Origin of the sequence: Streptococcus sp. 27098_8_134 (assembly GCF_041431675.1) — a bacterium.
GTDB classification, from domain to species: Bacteria; Bacillota; Bacilli; order Lactobacillales; family Streptococcaceae; genus Streptococcus; species Streptococcus sanguinis_R.
This window is the reverse complement of sequence record NZ_JAPVYD010000002.1, coordinates 246,411-269,213: the sequence shown is the minus strand read 5'-3', so window position 1 is coordinate 269,213 and position 22,803 is coordinate 246,411. Positions and strand designations below refer to the sequence as shown.

General features: G+C 44.1%; 22 protein-coding genes. 9 read left to right on the top strand and 13 right to left on the bottom strand.

Annotated features, from left to right (window positions below; genetic code table 11):
- The 6 genes from smc to yycF form a co-directional block, all read right to left on the bottom strand.
- Entirely contained in the window at positions 1-3,537 is a 3,537-nt protein-coding gene (gene smc, locus O3620_RS05820) for a chromosome segregation protein SMC (protein ID WP_371601525.1), read from the bottom strand.
- Entirely contained in the window at positions 3,528-4,226 is a 699-nt protein-coding gene (gene rnc, locus O3620_RS05815; protein WP_002913383.1) for a ribonuclease III, read from the bottom strand. Before rnc ends, smc begins: the two co-directional genes overlap by 10 nt.
- A 121-nt stretch (positions 4,227-4,347) precedes the next feature.
- Entirely contained in the window at positions 4,348-4,707 is a 360-nt protein-coding gene (locus tag O3620_RS05810) for a YbaN family protein (protein WP_371601524.1), read from the bottom strand.
- A 91-nt stretch (positions 4,708-4,798) separates the two neighbouring features.
- The gene (locus O3620_RS05805) at positions 4,799-5,599 is read right to left on the bottom strand and encodes an MBL fold metallo-hydrolase (RefSeq protein ID WP_002913382.1); all 801 of its coding nucleotides are present in this window, start codon (positions 5,597-5,599) and stop codon (positions 4,799-4,801) included.
- A gap of 9 nt (positions 5,600-5,608) precedes the next feature.
- On the bottom strand, positions 5,609-6,958 hold the full coding sequence (vicK, locus tag O3620_RS05800) for a cell wall metabolism sensor histidine kinase VicK (protein WP_371601523.1): 1,350 nt from the start codon (positions 6,956-6,958) through the stop codon (positions 5,609-5,611).
- Positions 6,951-7,652, bottom strand: a complete 702-nt coding sequence (yycF, locus tag O3620_RS05795) for a response regulator YycF (protein ID WP_002894937.1) — start codon at positions 7,650-7,652, stop codon at positions 6,951-6,953. The genes vicK and yycF overlap by 8 nt, the downstream gene beginning before the upstream one ends.
- 336 nt (positions 7,653-7,988) lie before the next feature.
- Between yycF and O3620_RS05790 the strand changes: the two genes are divergently transcribed.
- The 5 genes from O3620_RS05790 to O3620_RS05770 all read left to right on the top strand — a co-directional run bounded on the left by O3620_RS05790 (position 7,989) and on the right by O3620_RS05770 (position 11,447).
- A complete protein-coding gene (locus O3620_RS05790) occupies positions 7,989-8,750 on the top strand; it encodes an amino acid ABC transporter ATP-binding protein (RefSeq protein ID WP_002913381.1) in 762 nt (253 codons plus the stop codon).
- A gap of 14 nt (positions 8,751-8,764) precedes the next feature.
- Complete coding sequence (locus tag O3620_RS05785; RefSeq protein ID WP_002916990.1) at positions 8,765-9,577, top strand: transporter substrate-binding domain-containing protein; 813 nt, start codon at positions 8,765-8,767, stop codon at positions 9,575-9,577.
- A gap of 12 nt (positions 9,578-9,589) precedes the next feature.
- Complete coding sequence (locus O3620_RS05780) at positions 9,590-10,270, top strand: amino acid ABC transporter permease (RefSeq protein ID WP_002916989.1); 681 nt, start codon at positions 9,590-9,592, stop codon at positions 10,268-10,270.
- Positions 10,271-10,280: 10 nt separating this feature from the next.
- Positions 10,281-10,940 carry an amino acid ABC transporter permease gene (locus tag O3620_RS05775; RefSeq protein WP_002916988.1) on the top strand — a complete coding sequence of 220 codons (660 nt, stop codon included), beginning with the start codon at positions 10,281-10,283 and terminating at the stop codon, positions 10,938-10,940.
- 108 nt (positions 10,941-11,048) lie between these two features.
- Positions 11,049-11,447, top strand: coding sequence for a hypothetical protein (locus O3620_RS05770; RefSeq protein ID WP_002918684.1), 399 nt, complete (start codon positions 11,049-11,051; stop codon positions 11,445-11,447).
- A gap of 38 nt (positions 11,448-11,485) precedes the next feature.
- On the opposite strand, the gene O3620_RS05765 is transcribed toward O3620_RS05770, so the two are convergent.
- Complete coding sequence (locus O3620_RS05765) at positions 11,486-11,863, bottom strand: carboxymuconolactone decarboxylase family protein (protein ID WP_002899930.1); 378 nt, start codon at positions 11,861-11,863, stop codon at positions 11,486-11,488.
- 77 nt (positions 11,864-11,940) lie between these two features.
- On the opposite strand from O3620_RS05765, the gene O3620_RS05760 reads away from it, so the two are divergent.
- Positions 11,941-12,303, top strand: coding sequence for a MerR family transcriptional regulator (locus O3620_RS05760; protein WP_002918683.1), 363 nt, complete (start codon positions 11,941-11,943; stop codon positions 12,301-12,303).
- A 54-nt stretch (positions 12,304-12,357) separates the two neighbouring features.
- Here O3620_RS05760 and thrS read toward each other — a convergent pair whose 3' ends face one another.
- From thrS to ccpA, 6 genes are all read right to left on the bottom strand, one after another.
- On the bottom strand, positions 12,358-14,301 hold the full coding sequence (gene thrS / locus O3620_RS05755) for a threonine--tRNA ligase (protein WP_002918682.1): 1,944 nt from the start codon (positions 14,299-14,301) through the stop codon (positions 12,358-12,360).
- On the bottom strand, positions 14,294-15,055 hold the full coding sequence (locus tag O3620_RS05750; protein ID WP_002918681.1) for a hypothetical protein: 762 nt from the start codon (positions 15,053-15,055) through the stop codon (positions 14,294-14,296). Before O3620_RS05750 ends, thrS begins: the two co-directional genes overlap by 8 nt.
- Positions 15,056-15,200: 145 nt before the next feature.
- Positions 15,201-15,683 carry a hypothetical protein gene (locus O3620_RS05745; protein WP_002918680.1) on the bottom strand — a complete coding sequence of 161 codons (483 nt, stop codon included), beginning with the start codon at positions 15,681-15,683 and terminating at the stop codon, positions 15,201-15,203.
- 71 nt (positions 15,684-15,754) lie between these two features.
- Complete coding sequence (locus O3620_RS05740; RefSeq protein WP_002918679.1) at positions 15,755-17,077, bottom strand: glycosyltransferase family 4 protein; 1,323 nt, start codon at positions 17,075-17,077, stop codon at positions 15,755-15,757.
- A gap of 1 nt (position 17,078) precedes the next feature.
- On the bottom strand, positions 17,079-18,077 hold the full coding sequence (locus O3620_RS05735) for a glycosyltransferase family 4 protein (protein ID WP_032912851.1): 999 nt from the start codon (positions 18,075-18,077) through the stop codon (positions 17,079-17,081).
- Positions 18,078-18,322: 245 nt separating this feature from the next.
- Positions 18,323-19,327 (bottom strand): catabolite control protein A, encoded by a 1,005-nt coding sequence (gene ccpA, locus O3620_RS05730; protein WP_002894913.1) that lies wholly within the window; start codon positions 19,325-19,327, stop codon positions 18,323-18,325.
- A gap of 162 nt (positions 19,328-19,489) precedes the next feature.
- On the opposite strand from ccpA, the gene O3620_RS05725 reads away from it, so the two are divergent.
- The 3 genes from O3620_RS05725 (at position 19,490) to O3620_RS05715 (ending at position 22,803) form a co-directional block, all read left to right on the top strand.
- Positions 19,490-20,572, top strand: a complete 1,083-nt coding sequence (locus O3620_RS05725) for a Xaa-Pro peptidase family protein (RefSeq protein WP_002918677.1) — start codon at positions 19,490-19,492, stop codon at positions 20,570-20,572.
- 427 nt (positions 20,573-20,999) lie between these two features.
- Positions 21,000-22,046 carry an iron ABC transporter permease gene (locus tag O3620_RS05720; RefSeq protein ID WP_002918674.1) on the top strand — a complete coding sequence of 349 codons (1,047 nt, stop codon included), beginning with the start codon at positions 21,000-21,002 and terminating at the stop codon, positions 22,044-22,046.
- A 1-nt stretch (position 22,047) separates the two neighbouring features.
- Positions 22,048-22,803, top strand: a complete 756-nt coding sequence (locus O3620_RS05715; RefSeq protein WP_002918673.1) for an ABC transporter ATP-binding protein — start codon at positions 22,048-22,050, stop codon at positions 22,801-22,803.

Genomic DNA, 22,803 nt, shown 5'->3' with positions numbered 1-22,803 from the left:
TTACATACTTTCTAAATCTTTTAACTTGACCGAGACAATCTTGGAAACCCCAGACTCCTGCATGGTAACTCCGTAAATAGAGTCTGCAGCTGACATGGTTCCCTTACGGTGAGTGACCACGATGAACTGGCTGTCCTTGTCAAATCGATTGAGATAATCCCCAAAGCGTTTAACATTAGCCTCGTCCAGCGCTGCTTCTACCTCATCCAAGATGACAAAAGGAATGGTCTTAACACGGATGATAGAGAAAAGCAGAGCCAAAGCTGACAAGGCCTTCTCGCCACCGCTCATCAGATTAAGCGACTGGATCTTCTTGCCCGGTGGCTGTACGGAGATTTCTACACCTGCCGTCAGCAAGTCTCCCTCCGTCAATATCAGGTCTGCCGAACCACCGCCAAACATCTGACGGAAAGTCACCTTGAAGCTTTCACGAATGGCTTCAAAGGTTGATTTAAAGCGTTCCTTGACTTCGTCATTCATCTCTTCAATCGTCTCTAAGAGCAGATTTTTGGCTGATAGAACATCGTCTCGCTGCTCGTTGAGGAAGTTCAAACGGTTGCTGACTTCTTCAAACTGCTCGACTGCTTCCAGATTGACTGGACCTAAAGCTCGAATGGCTTTTTCCAGATCCTTAACTTGGCTTTCAGCAGCTGGCAAACTTTCTAACGGACGAGCCTGGCTGCTTGCTTCTTCGAAACTCATCTGATAGTCATCTGTCAGATTGCTTGCCAGACGGCGCATGACATCCATGAGCTTATCCTTTTCTGCCTCTGCTTTAGCCTGCCGGCGAATCAATTCTTCATTTTGATGGCGGGCTTGCTCCAAACGACTGGCAATATCGTCAGACTGACCTTCTAGATCTTCAAGCTCAAATTTCAGACGAATCAGTCTTTGATCCAGCTCAATCTTTTCTTGCTTGGCAGTCTCTAATTGCTCTTCCAGAATCGTAATATCCACCTTCTGCAGGCTGGACTGTTCTTTTTGCTCCATCAAAAGCTCCAAGGTCGCCTGCTCTTTTTCAAGGCTGGCTTTTTCCTCGGACAGACGTTCCAAGTCATTCTTTTCAAAGCGTTGGTTGGAGGTCAACTCTGTTCGCTGGAGCTTGAGTTCAGCCAGACGAGAGGAAAGCTTGTCGAAACGAGCCTGAACTGCATCTTTGTTCGACTTAACTTGCTCTATTTCTGCAGTGATATCCGTTTTTTCTTGCTCGATCTCAGTCAAGCGGGTCTGCAGTCGGTCTTTCTCTTCTGAAATATCCAAAGCAGATTGACCAGCTAACTCCTGTTCCTGTAGATTTTTCAGACTTGTGAGTTCTTCTACACGCTTGGCCAACTGTTCATAGGCTAGATTAGCCTTTTGCTCAGCCAAGCGAGCCTGCTCACCGTCTATCTTGATTTGTTCCAATACCTGCTTAGCCTGACTTAGTTGGTTTTGCAGAATTTGCACTGCTTCTTCCTGCTCTTTCAGGCTGACATTTTTCTGCTTAATCTCCTCTAGCAAAGCATCTAGCTCTGGCTTGATAAAGATAGTATTGTTATTGCGGTTGGCACCACCGGCATAGGAACCACCAGTCCGAAGCTCTGTACCATCCAAAGTCACCATCCGAACCTGATAGCGCACTTGGCGAGCTGCTGCTCGGGCATGCTCCACTGTATCAAAAATAGCAGTCGTTCCCAGCAGATTTTGAAAAATACTGTCTAACGATGACTCATAGCTGACCAAGGAAGAAGCCAGCCCCAGAAAACCAGCACTTTTTTCAATTGTAGCACGGTTATGGTCAGGCAGCTGACGCGGCTTGATGGTTGTTAAAGGCAGGAAGGTTGCCCGGCCAGCCCGATTTTTCTTCAGAAATTCGATAGCCCGAGTCGCAGCCGCCTCATCTTCTACGATGATATTCTGACTGCTGGCTCCCAAGGCAATTTCCAGCGCTGTCTGATAGTGAGGATCAAAACTGAGCTTTTCGCTGACTGCTCCTACAATACCGCCCAGTCGGCCAGCCTCTTGTAGCACACTCTTAACACCAGCATAGAAATTACTGTGATTTTTGAGAATGGCCTCCAAGCTATTGGAACGTGCCTGCTTGTTTTTGAGGTCGTCCAAAAGCTCAAACATCTTAGTCTGCTGATGTTTATAATCTGCCTCTAGCTTCTCTACTAACTGGATCTGACTTTGGTAGTCAGCCAGTAGGCCCTTGAGAGCTTGGCGAGCAATTTCCAACTCCTCCAAACCAGCCTGCTCCTGAGTCTGGCTAGCCTCCAAATCAGCCTGTAGCTTAGCATAGTCAGCCTTCTTGCTCTCAGCCAATTTAAGCTCACTAGCCAGCTGACTCTCCAGAGAAGTCAAGTCATTAGAAAGATTTGCCTCTTCCTGCATGAGCTTGACATACTGCTCACGCAGATGCTCAATCAGCTGGTCTGGATCATCTGAAAAGTCTGCTAATTCTGCTTCCAAAGCAGCGATAGACTGCTCATTGTCACTCAGTTTGGCAGCTATTTGGCTCAATTCAGCCTGCTTGTCTTCTATGTTGCTTTCTATCTGAGCCAGTTTTTCTGACAGAGCAGCCAAGCGCTCTTCATTTTCCCGGCGGCTCGTCGCTGCCTGGCTGGACTCCAGCTTAGAGAGGTCAATCTGCCGCTCCAAATCACTGATTAAGCGGGTCAATTCCAGCAAACTAGCTTGATCATCAGACAAAGTTTGATTGAGCTCATGGCGCTTGGCCTTCAAGGTTTGGTTTTCAACTTCCAGCTCATCGCGCTTGCTGTAGTAGGCTGCCAGCTCCTGCTGGATATTCCTTAAATCTTCTTCAGACTGGGTCAACTTTTCCTTGTTAGCTGTCAGCTGAGCTACCAAAACATCCAAGTAAAGCTCTCGGCGCTGGCCATCCAGACTCAAGAAACGCTTAGCAGTTTCAGCCTGCTTCTCCAAGGGCTTGACCTGGCTCTCCAGCTCGTAGATAATGTCTTCCAGACGGTCCAGATTATCCTGAGTTTGACTAAGCTTGCTTTCCGTTTCCTTACGACGTGTCTTATACTTAAGCACTCCAGCAGCTTCTTCAAAAATTGCCCGGCGTTCCTCCGGCTTGCTGTTGAAGATTTCCTCGACCTTCCCTTGGGAAATGATGGAGAAGGAATCTCGTCCCAGCCCAGTATCCATGAAGAGATCGTGGATATCGCGCAGACGGACTTTTTTGCCGTCAATCTTATACTCACTATCACCGCTGCGGTAAATGTGACGCTCCACCCGAATCTCATTGGCAGCATCCTTGATAAATTGGTCACTGTTGTCCAGAACCACTACCACGGATGCGTAATTAAGTGGCTTGCGGGTTTCTGTTCCCGCAAAAATCACATCGGGCATCTTGCCGCCCCGCAGACTTTTCACACTGGACTCTCCCAAGGCCCAGCGCAGGCTCTCTGTAATGTTGGACTTGCCGGAACCGTTTGGCCCAACAACCGCTGTCACTCCCTGATCAAAGACAACTTTAGTCTTATCAGCAAACGACTTGAAGCCCTGAATTTCAATTTCCTTTAAAAACATGAAGAACTTTCCTTTTCAAATGCGTTTTTAGCAGCTTCCTGCTCGGCCAGCTTTTTAGAACGCCCCTGGCCTTGACCGGACTTGCGGCCATTGATGAGAACAGCCACCTCGAAATTTTTGGCATGAGCCGGCCCTGTCTCAGACACGACCTGATAGGCAATTTCCACATCACCATTAATCTGCAGCAACTCTTGCAGCTTGGTCTTATAGTCCGTCACCCGCTCAAAATCTCCCGCTTCCACCTTGGGAATCATGACTTGGTAGAGAAAGCTTTTGACTGCTTCCACACCCTTATCTAAGAGCAAGGCGCCTAAAAAGGCCTCGAACAAATCTCCTAAAATCGTATCACGATTCCGGCCGCCAGACTTCTCCTCACCGCGTCCCAGCTTGATAAAATGATCAAACTGACAATCACGGGCAAAGCCTGCCAAGCTCTCCTCCCGAACAATCATGGAACGCAGCTTGGACAAGTCGCCCTCTGGTCTCTTAGGATACTTGGTATAAAGATACTCCGAAATAATCAGTTGCAGAACAGCGTCTCCTAAAAATTCCAAGCGCTCATTGTGTGAAATTTTTAAGAGGCGGTGCTCATTGGCATAGCTCGTATGTGTAAAAGCCGTTTCCAACAAGGTCTCATCAGAGAAAACCAAGTCAAACTGCTCCAGCAATGCTTTTTTCAAATTTTCCATTACTATTTTACATCATGCTGACCTCAGTCAGATAAGTAGCATGACACCTTTTCCTTTCCAAAGATATACAGTCTCTATTATAACAAAAAACAGGCGCAAACGCACCTGCTGACAGTGATTTCTATTCCTTATCCGGAATTACTTTAAACAAATAATAGGTGATAAAAATGGTCAGACCCAACAGTCCAATCTTAACCCAAATAATAGGCGCTAGAAAAATGGAAATCCCCATCAAGATATAGATGGAAACGATGATCTTTTTTTTACGCTCCTTGGCAATCGTTCCCGTCTCTCGAAAATCTGCCACATAGGTCTGATACATCTTTGTATGATGGAGCCAATTCTCAAAACGCTTGGAACTGCGCGAAAAGCAGGCAATGGACAAGAGAAGAAATGGTGTAGTTGGTAGGAGAGGCAGAAAAATCCCCAAAACTCCTAACCCTAAAGATAAGAGACCTACCACAAAGTAAATTGGCCGCATACAAGCTCCTTTACAAAATAAAACCGTTGCTTTTTAAATATTTAATGGATAACTCACTAGAGCAATAAAACCAAACCTTTTGCTTTGATTTTTAAATACTCGTCAAAGGCGTTGCGGTATCAGGCGAGGTATCATAGACTTGGAAGTCGTGACCGACTGCCATATCGGCTTGAGCTAGCTGATTGACCATGGTCATGTGAGCCAATTCCTTGATATTATTTTCCTTACTGAGATGGCCCAGATAGATTCGCTTGGTGCGATTGCCTAGAGTCCGAATCATTGTCTCTGCTCCGTCTTCATTGGACAAGTGACCCATATCCGACAGAATCCGTTGCTTGAGACTCCAAGGATAGGCGCCGCTGCGAAGAATTTCAATATCATGGTTGCTCTCAATCAAGTACCCGTCGGCATTTTCGATAATCCCAGCCATCCGGTCACTGACATAGCCCGTATCCGTCAGCATGACAAAACTCTTGTCATCCTTCATAAAGCGGTAAAATTGCGGACAAGCTGCGTCATGACTGACACCAAAGCTCTCCACATCCAAGTCTCCAAAAGTCTTGGTCTTTCCCAATTCAAAGATATGCTTTTGGCTCGCATCCAGTTTGCCTAAGTCCTTTTCCATAGCCTTCCAAGTGGCCTCATTAGCATAAATATCTAAATGATACTTGCGGGCCAACACTCCAACACCATGAATGTGATCCTTGTGCTCATGAGTCACTAAAATAGCATCCAAATCCTCAGGCTTGCGGTCAATTTCGCCCAACAAGCTAGTAATTTTTTTCCCTGATAAGCCAGCGTCAACCAGAATCCGCTTTTGGTCTGTTTCCAGATAGAAACAATTACCGCTTGATCCTGACGCCAAAATACTGTATTGAAATCCTTTAGTCATGTTTACTTTCTATATATCATCTTCATTATCCCAGTCGTCATCCCGGACGCCATCATTCTCATAAGGCAAGACAACGGTAAAGGTCGAGCCCACACCATACTCACTCTTAGCCCAGATAAAGCCCTGATGCTGCTTGATAATTTCCTTGGCAATAGCCAGCCCCAGACCCGTTCCGCCTTGGGCGCGGCTGCGTGCCTTGTCCACTCGATAAAAGCGGTCAAAGATCTTAGGCAGGTCCTGCTTGGGAATCCCCAGACCTTCATCTGCAATCGAGAGAATCAACTGCTCATCAGTTGTCTTGATGGAAACAGTAATGGTTCCACCATCTGGCGAATACTTGATGGCATTGTTCATGATATTATCAATCACCTGGGTCAGCTTATCTGTATCAATCTCTACCCAAATCGGTGTTATCGGATAATCACGGATAATCTCATATTTCTTGGTTTCGTCTTGATTTTTTATCTTGTCAAAGCGATTGAGGATAAAGGTGATAAAAGCTGTGAAATTCGTCAGCTCCACTTCCAGATGACTGGTCTCATTGTCAATACGGGACAGACTAAGCAAGTCCGTTACCATCCGCATCATGCGGTTGGTTTCATTGAGCGATACCTTGACAAAGTCTGGCGCTACTGGCTCAGACAAGGCTCCCTCATCCAGGGCTTCCAGATAGGACTTAACACTGGTCAGCGGAGTCCGCAACTCGTGGCTGACGTTGGAGACAAAGAGGCGACGCTCCCGCTCTTCCTTGTCCTGCTCGGTCGTATCATGCAAGACAGCTACCAAACCAGAAATGAAGCCCGACTCCCGCCTTACCAAGGCAAAGCGAACCCGCAAGCTCAAGTACTCACCATTTTCATCCTGAGAATCTATCGTCAGCTCAGGAACATTGGTAATCAGGTCCCTCAAATCATACTCGTCTGAAATCGAAAGCAGATCCAAAATACTCATATTTTGGACCTCATCTCTCTTAACTCCCAACTGCTTGGTTGCCATATCGTTGATAGTGATAATCTGCCCCCGACGGTTGGTCGCAAGCACGCCATCTGTCATATAGGACAGGATACTGGAAAGGCGTTTTGTTTCTTGCTCAAGGTTTTCATGTGTCAGTCGAATGACCTCTGAAAGATCATTGATACTGTTGGTCATATCTGTGATTTCTGGACTCCCTTGCATGTCCAGCACTTCAGAATAGTCACCTGCAATCAAATCTTTAACCTTTTGATTAAGCTGTACAAGCTTTTGGTTATCACGGCGATTTTCCAATAAAAGCAAGGCAACAACTACAATGAAGCCGATAATAATGATTGCAAAGACAAAATCCGCAGAAATCACAAATTGTTTAATTGCTTCAATCATTATTTCTCATATAGTAGCCAACTCCGCGGCGAGTCAAGATATACTCAGGTCGGCTTGGCGTATCTTCAATCTTTTCACGCAGGCGGCGAATGGTCACATCCACTGTACGGACATCGCCAAAATAGTCATAGCCCCATACTGTTTCCAGCAAGTGCTCACGTGTCATCACCTGACCGATATGTGTCGCCAAATGATGAAGAAGTTCAAACTCGCGGTGGGTCAGCTCCAGCTCCTTGCCATGCTTCTTAGCAACAAAAGCATCTGGCAAAATCTGCAGTTCTCCAATGGTCAACTCGTTCGGGCCACTTTCTTCTACTTGGTTTTCCACAACAAGGTCTGCCCGACGAAGAAGTGCCTTAACACGCGCCTGCAGCTCACGATTTGAGAAAGGCTTGGTCACATAGTCATCAGCACCAATTTCAAGGCCGATAACCTTGTCAAACTCACTGTCCTTAGCAGACAATACAATAATCGGAACATTGCTGGTCTTGCGAATAGTCCGAGCAACTTCCAGTCCGTCCACTTCTGGCAGCATCAAGTCCAGAATCAAGATGTCCGGCTGTTCTGCTTCAAACATTTCCAAAGCTTCCTTGCCATCAAAGGCAGTCAAAACCTCATAGCCTTCCTTGGCCATATTAAACTTAATAATATCTGAGATTGGTTTCTCATCATCTACAACTAATATTTTCTTCATATGTTCACCTTAACATAAGATTGGGATTGAATCAACTCCATGATAGAAAAGTTGTGACATAGTCAGCTAAGTCGTCCTGCATCAACACATGCAAAAGGCAATCTAGTTTGCCTAGCTAGACTCCCAATCCAATTTTATTTATATAGTCTTATTATACCAAAGTTTTCTTAAAAAACACTAATTCAAACCATTTTTATTCCACGTTTGTAGAAAATGGACGATTCTCATCAAAAAAATTTTTTCTCAGAATAAAAATAGTCATTTTTATTCAATTTGACAGTTTATTTATTCTATGGTAAAATCTATGTCATATTATCTAACACAAAGGAGAAAGATATGGCTTTAGTTGAATTTAAAAATGTCGAAAAGTATTACGGAGACTACCATGCTCTGCGCAATATCAATCTCAGTTTTGAAAAAGGGCAAGTGGTTGTACTGCTGGGACCATCCGGCTCAGGAAAATCTACTCTTATCCGTACAATCAACGCTTTAGAAGGTATTGACCAGGGAAGCTTGATCGTCAATGGCCACGAGGTCGCGAACACTGCTGCCAAAGATCTGGTCAACTTACGCAAAGAAGTCGGAATGGTCTTTCAACATTTTAATCTTTACCCCCACAAAACGGTGTTAGAAAATGTCACTTTGGCGCCTATTAAAGTCCTAGGAATGGATAAACAAGAAGCTAAAAAAATCGCTCAAAAATATCTAGAATTTGTCAACATGTGGGACAAGAAAGACTCTTACCCAGGCATGCTGTCCGGTGGACAAAAGCAAAGGATTGCCATTGCCCGCGGTTTAGCCATGCATCCTGAGCTCCTGCTCTTTGATGAACCGACTTCTGCCCTGGACCCTGAGACAATCGGGGATGTTCTTGCTGTTATGCAAAAATTAGCCAAAGACGGCATGAATATGATTGTGGTTACACACGAAATGGGCTTTGCCCGTGAGGTAGCTGACCGCATTATCTTCATGGCAGACGGTGAGGTGCTGGTGGATACTACTGATGTTGATGCTTTCTTTGACAATCCTACCGAACCTCGCGCTAAGCAGTTTCTCAGTAAAATTATCAACCATGAGAGCGATAACGTGCTTTCTTAAAAAGGAGAAGACCTATGAAACTACAAAAAATACTCATTAGCCTACTCTTACTCCTTCTGACTCTAGGCTTGATTCACGCCGCTCCCGCACAAGCCGATTCCAGTACCAGCCAACAGGTCAAGGACATCCAGAAACGCGGAGTCCTCAATGTCGGTGTCAAGCAGGATGTACCTAACTTTGGTTATCTCAATCCTGATAGCAATACATATAGCGGTATAGAAATCGATATCGCAAAGAAGATTGCTAAGGAACTAGGCGTCAAAATCAACTACGTCCCAGTTACCGCACAAACTCGCGGACCACTTCTGGACAACGGACAAGTTGACATGGTAATTGCGACCTTTACCATCACAGACGAGCGTAAGGAAATCTATAATTTCACAACTCCTTACTACACCGATGCTTCTGGTTTTCTAGTTAATAAATCCAGCAAAATTAAAGACGTCAAGGACTTGAATAATAAGACTATCGGCGTCGTCCAAGGCTCTATCACCCAAACCTTGCTGGAAGAAATCGCCCAAGAGAAAAAACTCAACTTCAAATATGTGGAGTTAGGCTCCTACCCTGAACTTGCTGTTTCCTTGCGGGCTCACCGTATTGATGCTATCTCTGTTGACAAGTCCATCCTGACCGGCTATGTAAGCTCCAAATCAAACATTCTGGATTACAGCTTTAAGAAAGCCGATTATGGTGTGGTAACAAAAAAATCCAATACTCAATTGAATGACTATGTAGATGGCCTAATCTCTAAATGGAAGGAAAACGGCAGTCTGCAGAAACTTTATGACAAATATGATTTAAAACCATCTGATTCAACAGATGATTAGAAAGGAGACCCCATGAGTTTTAGTATTTCTTCTTGGCAGGCCTACTTTGCGGACTTTGGCAAGTTTTTCCAAGGATTCCTCTTTACCTTAGCCATTTCTATCGGTGCCCTGACCTTGGCTCTTCTACTAGGGATTTTCTTCGGAGCTATCAGCACAGGTAAGCATAAAGTTCTACGTGGTCTAGCTCGTGTTTTTGTTGAGTTTTATCAGAATACACCACTCTTAGTGCAATTTGTGATTGTCTTTTACGGTCTTCCGCTAGTCAGCAATTACACCATCATGCCCTCAATCTATTGGACTGCGGTGCTCTGTGTAGGCCTCTACCACGGTGCTTATATCGCCGAAGTCATCCGCTCAGGTATCCAGTCCATTCCTCGCGGGCAGACCGAAGCTGCACTCTCTCAGGGCTTTACCTATGTAGAAACCATGCGATACATCATCCTGCCCCAAGCTTTTCGGATTATCCTGCCACCGCTAATCAATCAGATCGTCAATCTGATAAAAAACACTTCTACCGTCGCTATTATCTCTGGTATGGATCTGATGTTCGTGACCAAGTCTTGGTCTGCTCTGAACTCCAACTACATCCCAGCCTTTGCCGGAGCAGCTCTGCTCTACTTCCTCCTTTGCTTCCCAATCGCTAGCTGGGGACGTAGGGTAGAGGAAGCCAATAAACAAGCCTACAGCATCTAAGGAGGTGTCTATGGAAATTATTTTAAAAGTCTTAACCGCAAACAACCTCCTCTTTATCCTTAAGGGGCTCTGGCTCACTCTGCAAATTTCTTTCATTTCCATTGTCCTATCAACGATTTTTGGAACTATTCTAGCCGTCATGAGAAACGGAAAAAATAAACTGCTCAAACTGATTGCCAGTATTTATATTGAATTTGTCCGTAATGTACCCAATCTGCTCTGGATTTTCACCATCTTTTTAGTCTTTCAGATTAAGTCAACACCAGCCGGTATCATCAGCTTCACTGTCTTTACTTCTGCTGCTTTGGCAGAAATTATCCGGGGTGGCCTCAATGCCATTGATCCAGGTCAGACTGAAGCTGGCTTATCTCAAGGATTTACTCAGTTTCAGATTTTGCGTTATATCATCCTACCTCAGGCTATTCGGAAAATGCTGCCAGCCATCATTTCTCAGTTTGTAACAGTGATAAAGGATACCAGCCTGCTCTATTCTGTTATTGCGCTCCAAGAACTCTTTGGTTCTGCTCAAATTCTAATGGGACGCTATTTTGAAGCTGAACAGGTCTTCGCACTCTACCTACTAGTAGCAGCTATCTATTTCCTGATTAACTTCGCCATTTCCAGCTTCTCGCGCAAGCTATCTCAACGCTGGGCTCAAGCTGCAGAATAGATAGCTCAAATACAGACCTACTGTGCAAAAGTTGAGTTTACCAACTCAGCTTTTTTATTTTTAACATTTGTGGTAGAATAATATCAAAGGATAGACAAGGAGAACGATATGAAAAAACTGACATTGCTTTTCACCACTTTCTTAACACTAATCTTTCTCAGCGCCTGCGGTCAGCACACTAGCTTCCAGGGAAAATGGAAGGCTCAGAAAGCAAATGGAGAGGATATTGATATCGTCTTCAATGACAAGACAGGCAAGCTAGGCGATAAAGAATTTCACTATAAGATAGATAAGTCAGGCTATCAAGATAATACCAAATATTATAGTATCACTGTCAGTGACACCTATCACTACACCATCCTTTTCCCAGATGATGATATGAAAATAGCTACTCTTCTAGAACCTGATGACCCGTCAAGTGACCCTCTCTATGGGGAAATGCTCTATGCCATGAACCGAAATGAATATCCTGATTTTGATGATTATGTGGATAAATACTTGAATTAAAACTAGAAAGACCACTGATGTAGTCAGCGGCCTTTTTATTATTCTTTTTTAAATAGTTTATCAGCTAGAAAAACAGCATTTAGTACTCTAGGAAATCCGACGTAAGGGATGCATTGCAAAAAGCATTCTATAATCTTTTCGGGGGTTAAGCCAACATTTAAAGCCGCTTGAATATGTACTTCCAGCTGTGCTTCACAACCTCCCTGTGTTAAAAGACTGGCAAGAGTGACGATTTCTCGCTCCTGTAGATTCAGTCCCTCCCGACTGTAGATATCGCCAAAAGCAAATTCTACAATGTAGTCTCCTAGATCGGGAGCTATTTCTTTCAGAGAGGAAATGACCTTCTCACCGCCCTCACCATCAATCTGATTGAGTCTTTCCAATCCACGTTCAAATCGTTTGTTTTTCATTTGCATTTACCTCCTTAAACGATTACAATGTCATTATAAATCTTAGACCATACTCTAAGTCAAGAAATCAAAGGAGGTTTTTTATGAAAATCGGTCTATTTGCCCAAAAAGTGAATTTATCAACGCATACGCTCCGATATTATGAGAAACGAGGATTGATTAAAGTTGATAGAGATCAAAGTGGTCAGCGTTTCTATGATGAGAACGATCTTGCTTGGGTTCAGTTTATTCAGCGTTTAAAAGATACGGGTATGCATTTGAAAGATATTCAGAGATATGCTGACTTGCGCTACCAGGGTGATGGCAGTCTGAAAGAACGCTTAGAAATGCTGCAGAAGCATCGTAGTTTTGTTCAAGAACAAATTAAAAATTGGAAAACGTCACTAAAAAAATTAGATAATAAAATTGAATGGTATCAAGCAGAAATCAGGAATCTTCCTAAATAGTCTATAAACGAAACCCGAGCTAATTGCTCGGGTTTAATTGTTATCTAATGAGTTCTACTTTTCAACGCGGGATTTGCTAGCAATGTCTGCTAAGATTTGCTCTACAAATTCGTCTACTGGTATTGTATGTGTTTCTTTTTGACCGTAGCGGCGGACATTGACAGTACCGTCTTCTACTTCCTTGTCACCAACGATGAGCTGATAAGGAATCTTGCTAGTTTGTGAAGCACGAATCTTGTACTGCATCTTTTCATTGCGCTCATCCACATCAGCACGGACACCCTTGTCACGCAGCTTTTTAGCCACTTGCCAAGCATAATCAATATGAGCTTCATTAGAAACAGGAATCAAGGTCACTTGATGCGGAGCCAGCCAAGTCGGGAAGGCACCCTTGTAATTTTCAATCAAGATGGCTGTGAAGCGCTCCATTGTCGAGATAACCCCTCGGTGAATCATAACTGGGCGATGCTCTTCACCGTCAGCTCCGACATACTTGAGGTCAAAGCGCTCTGGCAAAAGGAAGTCCAGCTGGATAGTCGACAGAGTCTCTTCATTTCCAAGGGCTGTTTTAACCTGGATATCGAGTTTCGGACCGTAAAAGGCTGCTTCTCCTTCTGCCTCAAAGTAGTCCACGCCCATTTCGTCCAAGGCTGCTCGCAACATGGTTTGGGCATTTTCCCACATCTCATCGTTATCAAAATACTTATGCGTATCCTGAGGGTCACGAAGAGACAGGCGGAAACGATATTCTGTCAAGTTGAAGTCAGCGTAAACGTCGATAATCAACTGAAGAGCACGCTGGAATTCTTCTTGAATCTGTTCTGGCGTTACAAACAAGTGGCCATCGTTCAAGGACATTTCACGTACACGTTGAAGACCAGTCAGGGCACCAGATTTTTCGTAACGGTGCATCATGCCAATCTCAGCAATACGGATTGGCAGCTCACGGTAAGAGTGAACATGGTGTTTGTAGACTTGGATGTGGTGAGGGCAGTTCATGGGACGCAAAACAAACTCTTCCCCATCACCCATATCCATAGTTGGGAACATATCCTCTTGGTAGTGCTCCCAGTGGCCAGAAGTCTTATAAAGCTCCACAGAGGCCAAAGGCGGAGTGTAGACGTGTTGGTAGCCTGAAGCCAACTCTTTATCAACGATGTAGCGCTCCAACTCGCGACGGACCGTCGCACCGTTTGGCAGCCAGAATGGCAAGCCTTGACCCACTTCTTGAGAAATCATGAAGAGATCCAGCTCTTTCCCTAACTTACGGTGGTCACGTTCTTTGGCTTCTTCACGCATTTGCAGATATTTCTTCAGGTCTTTCTTGTCGAACCAAGCAGTACCATAGACCCGCTGCATCATAGCATTGTCGCTGTTCCCGCGCCAGTATGCACCGGCCACGTTCAAGAGGTGGAAGATTTGGATCCGACCTGTAGATGGAACGTGAGGCCCACGGCAGAGATCCACATATTCACCCTGACGGTAGATGGTCAAACCGCCCTCATCTTCTGAGTGCTCTTCAATCAATTCCAACTTGTAAGGATCGTTTTTGAAAATTTCACGCGCCTCATCCTTGGTCACTTCCTCACGGATGGACGGGACGTTTTCTTTGACGATTTTCTTCATTTCTTCTTCGATACGAGGCAGATCTTCATTTGAAATTTGCCCTGCTTCATTGTCCGTATCATAGTAGAAACCGTCCTGAATAGCAGGACCAACGCCCAAGTGAATATCTGGGAAAAGACGGCGAGCTGCTTGCGCAAACAAGTGAGCAGCAGAGTGACGCAAGATGTCTAAAGCGTCTTCGTGGTCAGGTGTCACGATTTCAATGGCACCATCTTCCGTGATGGCACGAGTCGTATCAATCAATTTGCCGTTGAATTTACCAGCCAAAGCTTTTTTAGCTAGGGAATTGCTGATAGATTGGGCAATTTCAAAAGTTGTAACGCCAGATTCGAATTCACGAACAGCGCCATCTGGGAAAGTAATCTTAATCATATGTTTTCTCCTTTAATATTATATTGTTTCTGTTAAGCAATTTAAAGATTCGAGCAATCTCTTCCGCAGTCTGCTTTTCTGACTGACTACCATCTGTTATGAGGCTAGGATAGCCTAATCTCACCGCTTCCTTACGAACCATTTGAGCAAAAAGAATGTCTCGCTGCATCCAGTTTTCAAAAGCTTGCTCAGGATTGGTTGTTCCCTCTAAGACATAAGGAACCCATTCTCTCTGTCTATAATGCTTTTTCTGAAAATCAGCTGTCGGAGTCAAGCATAGATAAGAGGGCACTGGGCATTCAAGCTCCTTTACCAAGTGAGGCAAAAGTCCTGCCCCCTCCACCAAGAGAGATCTATCTTGATTTTTTATCAAGTAAGATTTTACATAAGGAAAAATCTCTTCATAAAAGCGCCATTCTTCATCTGCCATCTCTTCTAGATTTCTCATCCAGATTTGTTCCGGATTTCTGTCCTGTCTAAGAAGGCAAATAGGCTGTGAGTCTGCACTTGCTTGACTCATCATCTCGTCTACCAAATCATCCAGTTTGATATGAAGCAGCTGATACTGTCTAGCAAGAAGTGAAGCAATTGTTGACTTCCCACTACAAGGCGATCCGCCAATCATATAAAGCACCATTCTCCCTCCTTCTGACAAAAGAAAAACGACATCCTCAAAAGGACGTCGCAACGTGGTTCCACCTTCATTTATGCAAGTCAAAAGACTTACACCTCGAATCGGCTCTAACGTAGCCACCGTTTTATGTTTGCATAAAAGCTAATAGAGTAGTCCCAACTGCATCCTCTACGCGATTTCCAGCTCCACGCGCTCTCTAAAAAATTTCCTGCAGGTGATTTGTCTCTAGAAAACATTATAGCACGATTGGAAAAATTTGCAAGAGCTATTGACCATCAAAACCAGAAAAACGATTTAGAGCCTCTTGACTCAAAGTGGCAGCTTGGCGTTTTTTACGGTATTGCTCTGCCAACAGCATTCCTCCCAAAGAAAGGAATAACAAGATATGAATATTCCTAGCATTATAAAGCGTGGAAGTGATTGGATTATATATCTTGTCTCCTGAGTAAAAAAGTCCGTCAAAAAAGTTTTTGAATAGGTAATAATACTGAACCCCTGGAATCAAAAGAAGAAAGGGCAGTGAAAAACCTTGCATCCGAGTATTTATATAAACAATCACTGCGCCAATCAAAGGAAGCAGCACAGCATAATAAAATAAATTAAGATTAGAAAGCCAATTCAAAACACTTTCTACACTTTCTGTATTGTCTATAAGATATCTCCAAAGCTCTTGCCAAATCCAATCTGAAGCAATGAAAATGCCATAGAACAAAAGCAACCACGGCAACTGTTTGAGATATTTTTTCATAAGATTTCTCCTCTATTTCTAAACAAAACCTTGCATAAATAGCTATTGCCGCAATGATGCAAGGCATGTTTCTATTCTAATAACTTAGTAATATTCCTGATTTTTTTCACTTGCTTACTCGAAGCTTTGAGGATACGAACGGAGCCATTGATTGGAAGAGAAATGACTTTTCCAGGCAGATAGGCCACTGTCTTGGCCAGACGCTTGGCAGCACTTTCCTCTGGGCTGAGCTCGTTATGGAAGTCCTTAGAAATGGTTAAATCCAGATAAAACTCATAAACTCTGCGGCCAAAATTCTCCGCTGAAATCTCGTAGAGCTTGTCTGCTAACTTCTGCTCATCCATGTCAGGCGTCGCAATAATCGCCTCTAAAATAGCGCCTGATAAATCCCGCTCTTGGTAATAAAGGGTTCCAAAAATCTTGTCACTGATAACATTATCCAGATAAGGATTGCCATGGGCAATAATCGGCGTGCCGCTGGCTAAGCTTTCCAGATAAGTCAGACCTTGAGTCTCACTGGTTGAGGCAGAGATAAAGAAATCCGCAGCTTTGTAGTAAAGGGCCGTATCACTAGGAGCAATCATTCCCGTAAAGATGACAGCTTCTTCAATCTGAAGCTTGGCAACCAGTTCTTTCAAGTCTTCTGCATAAGGACCGTCGCCGACAATGACTAGCTTGACTTTGTTATTTTCTTCAAGGACGGCAGGCATCGCCTCAACGATAGCCTGGATATTCTTTTCATAAGAAATACGGGACAGACTGAGCAGCATAATCTCATCTTCAGCTAGTCCTAGCTTGAAACGAAGCTTCTTGATATCCTCACGCGAAATTCCCGGCCGCTCAAACTTCGCCAGCTCAATCCCTGTCGGAATCACCCGTTTTTCTGCTTCGATTTTATAATCAACCAAAAGGTCATAAACAATCTCGCTAGGGCAGATAACCCCATCCAAGTCACTCATGAAGCCACGGACGATATATTTGACCATGCTAGGACGGATGACCATCCCCTTGGCAATATAGTGCACATAATCCTCATACTGGGTATGGTAGGTATGTACTACCGGAATCCGCAGCTCTTTGGCAATCCAAATCCCCAGCAGCCCTAGTGAAAACTCAGTCTGGGTATGGATAATGTCCAGCTGGTACTGACGGGCAATTTCTAGCGCATGAGAAAAGCCTCGGTAAGCCACTCTTCGGTCCTTAAAGGCAAAGAAAGGTACGCTGGGAATCCGAATAATCTGCCAATCTTCATAACGATTGACATCCTTGTCCGTCGTCGTAAAAATAAATACCGTGTGACCTAATTTTTCCAGCTCCGTCTTCAAAGTCCGAATGCTGGTAGCAACCCCAGAGACCTGAGGAAAATAGGTATCTGTAAAAAGACCAATACGCATCTTACATCTCCAAAACTGTTTGATAAGCCTCAACTAACTGATCTGCAACATCGTCAATAGACCGGCTTTTAGCCACCTGATAACCTGCTTCGCGCTTGTCCACCTTTTTATCTAAGACATTTCTCAGAGACTGGACAAACTCGTCTACGTTATGACAGAGCTCGGCTGAACGCTCATCCACCCAGCCATGATAAACTGGAATATCGCGCAGCACAACATTCTGCTCACTGGCCAAGGCCTCCAGGACAACAATTCCTTCTGTTTCCTCATAGGACGGGAAAAAGAAGGCATCTGCTCCAGACATGGCTCCCTGAAATACCGCTCCCTTAAAATAGCCGGGAAATTCAACATTATCAGGATGGTCAAAGAGAACCAGACGGCGAATCTTGCGCGGAATCAACCAGAGATTGATAGAGCCCAGCCAGATAAAGCGTACATCAGGCATCCTGCGGGCAACCTCTACAAAATCCTCAATCCCCTTGCGGCGGAAATAAAGACCAGCACAAACGACCACCTTCTGCCCCTCTTCAATCTTGAAGTACTTTTTAAATACCTCTTCCTTGTGAGCATCTTTCTTATACTTAGGCAGGTCAATACCGTTTGACACAGCCACCATAGGTGTTGTGACCCCATAAGACTGGATAAGCTGCTTAGAATACTCCGATGGCGTGATAATGAAATCCGCCTTTTTATACATGTGCGTCAGGTATTTACCAAAGAGCGGAGCAAAAAGATTGGATCCAATAAAGGAATTTTCAAAGTCCTCCTTGGTCGAATGCCCATGCATAATCACTTTTTTATTGCCCCTCTTGGCAGCATGCAGGAGAAGCAAGCTACGGGGACCATAGGTATTGATGTGGACCACATCATAATCTCCTAAAACGTCCGTCGTATAAGGAATCCCAGCCAAATCCAAGGCATGCATCTGATGCTGGAGGGCTCGGCCGATTCCTGATTTCTCCAAAACGGACTTTCCTTCAAGATACAGTAATACTTTCATACTTCCTATTATACCGAAAATCAAATAAAAAGGAAAACCACAAGGGTAAAAGGGGTAAAAAATCCATCCAAAGCCTGATAGCATATAGAAAACGCTCTAGCTGAACGGAAACACAAAAAAGCTGAGGTACTATACCTCAGCCTCGCTTCATAATCATGAAACTCCATTAAAGCAGTCATTGACTTAGTCTCTTCACTCGCTTTTCAAGTTCAGAGAAGTTCCTAATCAGACTTGCAGAACACCGCTTATTTCCTAGTTGATTTACGCTCGCTAATGCTGTGAGCTAGGAGAACTTCGCGTTCTTCCAATTCTTCCTTATGCATAATCTTAGTCAGCATGCGCATACTGATAGCACCGATATCATAGAGGGGCTGACCGATTGTGGAAAGGTTAGGACGAGTGAAACGAGCTACTTGCGAATCATCACTGGTAATGATTTCAAAATCTTCTGGAACCTTGATTCCTTGATCAGACAGACCATTTAAGAGGCCTGCTGCCAACTCATCTCCTGTGACAAAAGCTGCAGTTGCTTTGGAAGCAATGACACGCTCTGCCAAGTGGTAGCCATCATCATAAGAATATTTAGATTCAAAAACCAAGCCTTCGCTGTAAGAAAGTTTCTTGTTCTTCAAGCCATCTTTATAGCCTGATAGACGGATTTTACCGTTGATATCATCTACAAGCGGTCCGCTGACAAAGGCAATTTTCTTATTGCGCTTAGCCAGTAATTCTACAGCATCAACCGTCGCTTGCTTGTAGTCAATATTAACGCTCGGAAGCTGATGCTCCACATCGACAGTACCTGCCAAAACGACCGGTGTACGCGAACGTGAAAACTCTGAGCGAATTTTCTCCGTCAGATGATAGCCCATGAAAATAATGCCATCTACCTGCTTAGAAAAGAGTGTATTGACAACGGATACTTCCTTATCATCGTCCTCATCACTGTTAGCCAAGACAATGTTGTATTTATACATTTCGGCAATATCATCAATCCCTTTTGCCAAGGTTGAGAAATAGCTATTGGTAATATTTGGAATGACAACGCCGACGGTTGTAGTCTTCTTGCTGGCTAGTCCGCGTGCCACTGCATTTGGACGATAGTCAAGTCGATCAATGACCTCTAAAACTTTTTTACGTGTGTTTTCTTTGACGTTCTTGTTTCCATTCACTACCCGACTGACTGTCGCCATCGAAACTCCCGCTTCACGGGCGACATCATAAATGGTTACTGTGTCGTCTGTGTTCATATAGTTTCCTTTCTTCTATTGAAAATATCGTTTTCACTTTCCTACATTCACTATTTTATCACTTCTTGTAAACACTTTCAAGTATTTTGATAAGTTTTTGAAAAGTCTTGCTTTTTTTGACATTTTTTGCCAAAATAGAGGCATAGAAAGAAGGTTGTGACCATGACAAAAATTCAAGAAATCACCCACTATCTCGAGAATGAGAAGCTAGATGCTGCTGTTCTGTCTGATCCTGTCACTATTAATTATCTGACTGGTTTTTATAGCGACCCGCATGAGCGGCAGATGTTTTTGTTTGTCTATCCTGACCATGAGCCCCTGCTCTTCGTACCAGCTTTAGAAGTTGAGCGGGCTTCAGGAGCTGTTCCCTTTTCAGTCCTTGGCTATATGGACTCTGAAAATCCTTGGCAGAAGATTGAAGCTGCCCTGCCGGCTCACTCCTTCAAGACTGTCGCTCTTGAGTTTGATAACTTGATTTTGACCAAATATCATGGATTGAAAACTGTCTTTGATAGTGCAGAATTTACCAACCTGACTCCTTACGTCAACCGTTTGCGCCTGATTAAGTCTGCCGATGAAATCCAGAAAATGCTGGTAGCTGGCCAATATGCTGATAAGGCTGTTAATATCGGTTTTGACAATATTTCACTGGATAATACCGAAACGGATATCATCGCTCAGATTGACTTTGCCATCAAGCGAGAAGGCTATGAGATGAGCTTTGAAACCATGGTACTGACGGGAAATAATGCAGCTAATCCGCACGGCATTCCCGGTGCCAATAAAGTTGAAAACAACGCCCTCCTCCTCTTTGACCTCGGCTGCATGGTCAATGGCTATGCCAGCGATATGACGCGGACTGTTGCTGTTGGCCAGCCGGATCAGTTCAAAAAAGATATCTATTATCTGACATTGGAAGCCCAACAAGCTGCACTTGACTTTATCAAGCCAGGCGTCACGGCCCATGAAGTAGACCGTGCTGCTCGGCGAGTCATCGAAAAAGCGGGCTATGGTGAGTATTTCAATCACCGCCTCGGCCATGGTATCGGTATGGATGTTCACGAATTTCCATCTATCATGGAGGGTAATGACATGGTCATCGAAGAAGGCATGTGCTTCTCTGTTGAGCCTGGCATTTACATCCCTGGTAAGGTCGGTGTCCGCATCGAAGACTGCGGCCATGTCACTAAAAATGGTTTTGAACTCTTCACTGAGACTAGCAAGGACTTGCTGTATTTTGAATAGAATTTTATAAGCCTATATTATGTCTTGAATAATTATTGGGTTTGGCAAAGGACTTCTGGTTCTTTGAGCTATCATTGTTGTACATTGTTATAGCTGTCTTAGTCCTTAAGCGTTTATAATTTCAAAAAAACGATGGAAAAGTTTCTGTCGTTTTTTTCTTGTTTCCTAGTAATTATACTAAGTCATTTAGATTTACCTGCTTTTTCTCTAATGATGTGAGCTGTCAGAGACTTTCCGAAAAACTCATTTGCTCCGCACTAACCAGTTCTTACACTAGCAAGATAATTTCATCATTGAAAAGATAAAGCGTCATTAAACCTTATCATATCAGAGGTTTTTATCCCTTCTTGCCCTTCTGATTTAAAAATGTTATAATTTTTTATGAAATTGTCTAAAAATTTTAATCTTTGCTGTTAAGGAGGTCTGGATGCTCTTCAAAAGGTCAGAAAATCACGGATTTTCTCGCTATCTCTGCCTACTCTTGCTTCTCACCATTTTTCTGGCTTGTTCCCTCTTTTTAGCTGTTTCTTTGGGATCGGTCACTATTGATATACAGCATACTTACCAGATTATTTTCAGCAAGCTTGGCTTTTACCTCGGCACAGGCAAACTATCTCCGTCCACAATCGCTATTGTTTGGAACATGCGGTTTCCAAGAGTGCTCTTAAGAATCCTAGTTGGTGCTGGGCTGTCTGTCTGTGGCAGCGTCATGCAATCTACTGTCAATAATCCCATCGCAGAGCCTTATATCCTAGGAATTTCAGCGGGTGCAACCTTCGGAGCCACACTGAGCATTATCTTAGGGCTCAAATCCATTACTGGCACAGGTGCCTTTATAGGAGCCATTCTGGCATCGGCAGTGGTCCTTTTTATCGCATCCATGCAGGAAAAAATGACGACAAGCAGTCTGATTTTATCAGGAACAGTTGTAAATGCCCTTTTTATCGCCTTTTCCAACTTTATCATTTCTGTCGGTGCTAATGCTGACAGCCTTATGACAATCAAGTTCTGGACTATGGGCTCACTGGCCGGAACTTCTTGGTCAGATCTTGCCTTGCCAGCTCTTGTTGTTGGTCTCTCCTTTTTGTTTTTCTGTTCCCAGTATCGTATTTTCAATACTATGATGATGGGGGACGAAGCAGCTCTGACACTGGGAGTGCCTCTGCGTTTTTACTGGTTCCTTTATATCACAGTTGTCGCAGTCATGACAGCGGTACTTGTTGCCTGCTGCGGCATTATCGGCTTCGTCGGACTAATCACTCCGCACATTGCTCGAAGATTAGTCGGTACCAACTACAAAAGGCTCTTTCCTATCGCTACCCTGCTCGGCTCTCTCTTTCTTGTCTGGGCAGATGTTTTAGCTCGAATTTTGGTCAAAAATGCCGAGCTGCCGATTGGGATCTTTACCGCTTTGGTTGGCGCACCCTTCTTTATCTACATTGTAGCCAAAAGCCGAAAGGAGGTAAGCAGCTGATATGGATCTAACTTGCCAAAATATCCACTATTCTATTGGTCCAAAAAAGATTTTAAAAGGGATTTCGCTCAAGGTCGAGGGAAATCAGTTTCATACCATTTTAGGGCCCAATGGAAGCGGAAAAACTAGTCTGCTCAAAACCATCTATCGCCAAATCAAGCCTGACAGCGGGAACATTTATCTAAACGGGAGGCCACTTGAACAGGTCAGCATAAAAAAAGCGGCCCAGAAAATAGCCGTTGTAACTCAGTTTAACCATCTTCAGTTTGACTGCACCGTCCAAGAAATCGTCATGCTGGGCAGGACGCCGCATCTGTCCCTTTTTCAAAAAGAGAGCGAAAAAGACTACGCCCTTGTCCGTCATGCCTTGAGGCAGGTGGACATGCTAGACAAGAGAGACAGAGTCTATCTATCCTTGTCTGGTGGAGAGAAGCAAAGAGTCCTGCTGGCACGCGCTTTGGCTCAGCAGCCAAGCCTACTGCTCCTAGACGAGCCAACCAATCATCTGGATATCAAATACCAGCTGGATATGCTGCGTATCGTCAAAGACCTGAACATCAATGTTTTGGCTGTTTTACACGATATCCAACTGGCTTGTCGGTATTCAGACTATTTGTACCTCATGAAGGGAGGTGAGATTGCATACCAAGGCGCTCCAAAGGAGGCCATCACCCATGATTCACTGCAAGCCGTTTACGGCATTCAGAGCAAAGTGATCTGGACCAAGGATCGACAGGCCATGATTCAGTATCTATAA